Origin of the sequence: Sulfolobus sp. B1 (genome assembly GCF_007050195.1) — an archaeon.
Lineage (GTDB): Archaea > Thermoproteota > Thermoprotei_A > Sulfolobales > Sulfolobaceae > Saccharolobus.
On record NZ_QIMI01000126.1, the window covers coordinates 1 to 4,612 of the forward strand.

4 protein-coding genes are annotated in these 4,612 nt (G+C 31.3%); all 4 read left to right on the plus strand.

Annotated elements, in window-relative coordinates; genetic code table 11:
• Nucleotides 1-91: 91 nt before the first annotated feature.
• Genes DMP16_RS08030 through DMP16_RS08045 form a run of 4 tightly spaced genes read left to right on the plus strand, consistent with a single transcriptional unit; the run spans nt 92 to nt 4,577 of the window.
• The gene (locus tag DMP16_RS08030) at nt 92-349 is read left to right on the plus strand and encodes a hypothetical protein (protein WP_069282552.1); all 258 of its coding nucleotides are present in this window, start codon (nt 92-94) and stop codon (nt 347-349) included.
• Nucleotides 350-389: 40 nt separating this feature from the next.
• Entirely contained in the window at nt 390-1,979 is a 1,590-nt protein-coding gene (locus DMP16_RS08035; RefSeq protein WP_069284605.1) for an alkaline phosphatase family protein, read from the plus strand.
• 29 nt (nt 1,980-2,008) lie between these two features.
• Nucleotides 2,009-3,457 (plus strand): (2Fe-2S)-binding protein, encoded by a 1,449-nt coding sequence (locus tag DMP16_RS08040; protein ID WP_143577070.1) that lies wholly within the window; start codon nt 2,009-2,011, stop codon nt 3,455-3,457.
• Between the two features lies 1 nt (nt 3,458).
• Entirely contained in the window at nt 3,459-4,577 is a 1,119-nt protein-coding gene (locus tag DMP16_RS08045) for an FAD-binding oxidoreductase (protein WP_069282554.1), read from the plus strand.
• Nucleotides 4,578-4,612 lie beyond the last annotated feature (35 nt).

Below are 4,612 nucleotides of genomic sequence, written 5' to 3' on the forward strand. Positions count from 1 at the left end.
ATAGAGATTGTAGGCGAGGCAAAAATAATAGAGAGTAAAACGCATTCTATATCTGGTATTTTAGAAACTATTGTTAAGGTGATGGGTAACAATGGATGACGTTAGGAGCTTAACACTTAAGGTTCTTCGTAGTATTGATCCAGATATAATCGAAGATACACTTCAAATTAAGTATTATCAAAGTTTTAAAGATAGATTTGATGTATTCGGTGAATTCCAAAATAAAATAGGGCTCTTTGAATTTGCTATAAGCTTCGATAAAAAGGGTAATCTAAAGAGAAAACATATAAATATGATAAGTCCTAAAAATTTGAGGAGTGATTTAGAGAAGAAGATTTATAAAAAATAGGTGCTTACTATTGAAGATATTATTAGCGATAGTTGATGGAATGAGTTATCATATTTTTGAACAATTCAGATATAATTTATCTGATATAAATAAATTAGTAGAAGATGGCAGTTATGGCAAATTAGAGAGTGTTTTCCCAGCAATAACGCCCGTAGCTTTAGCCTCATTATTTACTGGCAAGTTACCCAAAAATCATGGTGTTACGTCTCCGAAGATTTTTGTTAAGGGAAGTAGCCTTAGTAAGCCTTTATCAGCCTACAGTAGTTATTCGTTAAAAGCTGACCCAGTTTGGTACTTACTAGCAAAGAACGGCTATAAAGTAATAGTGCTTACTGCACCTCAAGCTCTTCCCGATAAGTGGAATATGAATAATTTAATATTATTTGATCCTTATAAAGCAAAAATCAAGGAATGCAGTAAAGGCTATATTATAAATCCTGGGGAGAATGATGTATTAGGCGTTAAGATTAGTGTAAAGATCGAAGGTAAGTATATTATAAGACTTACTGATGTCGATAATAACACTCTTGAGTTTACCTTGGAAAAGAACGAATGGACAAAGCCTATAGAGATAACAATGTTATGTAAGGATAAGAGAGTTAAAGGTAATTTTAGATTAAAAGGTTTAGATAATTATATATACATGGCGCCTCCTTCATTTCTTACTACATTGTGGTCAAATAATTACAATTTAGCTGAAGAAGTTTGGAATAATGTAGTTTCACAGTATGGTATGCTTTTGGATGGAGATTATCTCTCGTTAAAGTCTAAAGTCATTACATTTAAGGAGTACTTTGAAACATTGAGGTTCGCTTATGAATTCTTTTACAATTATTCTCTTTATTTACTTGGTAAATATGATTGGGATTTCGCTATAACTTATTTACCTATAGTAGATAACATTCAGCATCTTTTATATGGTGTGGACGATTCTAGATCATTGGATCATATTTTCGAAGTGTATAAGTTAGCAAGTAATTTTATTACTGCTCATATATCAGTGGCTGATAACATTATTATATGCTCTGATCATGGTATCAGAAAAGTAAAGAAGAGAGTGTACTTAAATAAGGTGCTTGAAAAACTTAATGTTTTGAAGGTTAATGGCGATAAAATAGATTGGAAAAGGACAAAGGCTTATTATGGAGGAGGCGGAATTGTAAGGATAAATCTTAGAAATAGAGAAAAATATGGAATAGTAAATAAAAACGAATTTAGTAAATTGGTTAAATATATAACTTACAATCTAGAGAGATTAGAAGATCAAATAACAAGAGAGAAAATCCTAACTGTAATATATTCTAATGAATCTCCGGCTGGGGATAGAGAAGGAGATATAATAATAGCTGGGGTTAACCCGCGTTACTCAATATCTACAGCTATAGAGAAGGAAGAAATATTGGAAGATGTAATACCATATTTTACTATTACGGCAGATCATGGATATTATAAGGACGAAGATATGGAAGGTATAGTCATATTTTATGGTAAGTTATTTAGAAAAGGTAAATTAACTAATGCAAAAATAATCGATGTTATGCCAACAATTTTAAAAATCTTTGGAATTAATATTAAAGCTGACGGCAGAATTTTAAACGAGGTTTTCAAAAATAGTTTTAATCATACCTAGTAAAGTATAAAGATAGAGGGTATTATACATTGAATTTGCCATTGGTTTTAAGTAAAAGACATAGAAGAATAAGAAGTATAAAGGATTGTGAACCTGGACTTCCATATACTGAAATTATATCAAATGAAGGACAAAGGATCAACTTGTGTAAATCGCTCGAGTATACCCAAGACAGTTCAAGAATTACTTCGTTACCCATAAATAATGATGTAATTCATAGTAAACTGCTAAGGATGTTTCCGGAATTAGTAAAAATTTACTCAAAACATATAATTAATTTACCAACTAAATTTATTCTTAATGAAAATGAGGTCTCTAAAGTTGAGGAAATTCGTGTTGATTCGTTAATAATTGGTGGTGGAACGTCAGCCTTAGGAGCGCTATCCGAATTATCAGGTAAGGAAAGAGTGTTAATGATAACTGCAGAGGTACTGGGTAACTTAAGAAACGAGAATATGCCATTACCCCAAACAAATAGAGAAGATTTCATTAAAATATTAAATAGTATTATTAAGGATAATAAAGATAAAATAATTGAAGGAATTCTTCTGGGCAAGTTTGACGAAGGAATAGCTTTTAGGACAAATGGCAGGATACTTATAGTTAATTCAAACAGAGTTTTCTTAGCTACTGGTGGTAGATATATTCCTCCGATCTTCTCTGGTAATGACACGCCGGGGGTAATATCTAAGAACTTGTACTTCCGTTTAAGAGAGAAGATTAATAGAATAGAAGTAGTTGGCAATAGTGATGATGCGGTAAGAGTATTATTGAGTGTTAATGACTCTAAAAAAATATTAATAAATAATGGTATATTATTTCTATCCAAGTATTATAGAGAGTTAATTGAGAGTATTGGTATAGAAATTCTAAAAACAAAAACCTTAAGAGTACATAGAACAAGTGATGGATTACAGATTTTTACTGATGAAAAACAGTTTTATTCTGATGCTCTAGTTTATGCAGTGATTAAGCAGCCTAAAGTTGACCATGCTTATAATATCGGTCTGTCATACAGTTTTGATAAATATTTGCATATCTATATGCCTAATCACTCAATTGAGGGTAAAGCAAATGAAAATGTTTACATTATTGGAGGAATGAGGGGAATATCCGATGAATATACCTCCTTTCTAAGCGGGAAAGCTAGTGTGAATTCAAAGTATCTAGACGAATTTATAGATAATATGAAAACATATAACTATATCTTCAATTATTATGATAATAGCTTTATTGTTAATTCGTCTCCATACTTATACGGAGATAGCGGATATGTTTGTGAATGTGAAGATGTAACATATGATCAAGTAAATAGGAAGATAAAAGATGGATTTAATAGTGTAGAGGAAATAAAAAGGGTCACCGGTTTAGGTACAGGAGAATGTCAAGGCAAAATTTGTACTTATATAGTGGGTAGTATTACTAAGTCTGAAAATCTGATAACTTTTAGATCCCCGTTGTATAGATTGGTGATATAATATGACGTTCTTAATAGTAGGAGCAGGTTCTCATGGTTTAAGTCTAGCATACCATTTAGTAAAGAAAGGATTTAATAAAAATGACATTTATATCGTAGAATGGAAACGTATAGGCTACGGTTCAAGTAGTAGGAACGCTAGTAGATATAGGTATCATTTTTACAGCAAGGAGAACGTTGAATATGCTATAGATGCAATAAATTATCTAAAGAGACATTCTAAAGAATTAGTATATAATCCATTATTAGTTAGAACTGGCTATTTATGGCTAATAAAGAATGAGAGTTTATATGAACAATTTAAGAAATTAGATGCTATATGGAAAGGCTACCATATTGGAGGTAAATTCATAGAATGTGAAAAATACAGATTTATAAAATTTGACGGAATATGCTACTTAGCTCCTCAAGATGGTTCATTTCATCATGATTATATCCTATATAGCTATTATTATAGTATTAAGAATAGTGTTAATTTTATTTATGATAAGATAAGCTTAATACAAATAAATAACGGAAAGGTAAAGGGAGTTAGGCTTAGTAATGGAAAGGAGATTCATGTCGATAACGTAATAATTACTGCAGGCGCTTGGTCAAGCGAGCTACTTTCAACTGTAGGTATTAGTTTACCTATATATCCTGAGCTAAAAGAAATATATATAACAGAACCCTTAAGATACTTGATAGAGCCTCTAGTAATAGATCCTGAAAATCAGATATACTTCTCTCAGACTTTGAAAGGGGAAATAATTGGTGGATTAGAAGATAAGCGTGAATATGGCTTTCATGAATTTACAGTTTCGCTTAAAAATACAATAAAATATCTTAGATCATTGAAGGAGATCGTTTACGGAATAGAAGGAATTGGAATACTTAGAGGATGGTCTGGATATTATGAGATGACGCCAGATAGTTCTCATATTATGGGTTTCTCAAATCATTGGCCCGAGGGACTTTACATAGATGCTGGGTATAGTGGACACGGTATGATGTTTGCTCCTTTCTCCGGAAAAATTATGGCTGAGTTTTTAGCTGATAATGTTAAAAATAAATATTTGGATATTTTCTCCCCAGAAAGGTTCAATTTACATAGATTGATAAACGAGAATCTAGTAATTTAACTTTAAAGTCCCTTATTTTTACGGCATATCTATAG

What these genes read in the sequence shown, in the direction of transcription:
- DMP16_RS08030 (WP_069282552.1), top strand. Translation starts at nt 92, where the DNA reads ATGGATGACGTTAGGAGCTTAACACTTAAGGTTCTTCGTAGTATTGAT.
- DMP16_RS08045 (WP_069282554.1), top strand. Translation starts at nt 3,459, where the DNA reads ATGACGTTCTTAATAGTAGGAGCAGGTTCTCATGGTTTAAGTCTAGCA.
- DMP16_RS08035 (WP_069284605.1), top strand. Translation starts at nt 390, where the DNA reads ATGAGTTATCATATTTTTGAACAATTCAGATATAATTTATCTGATATA.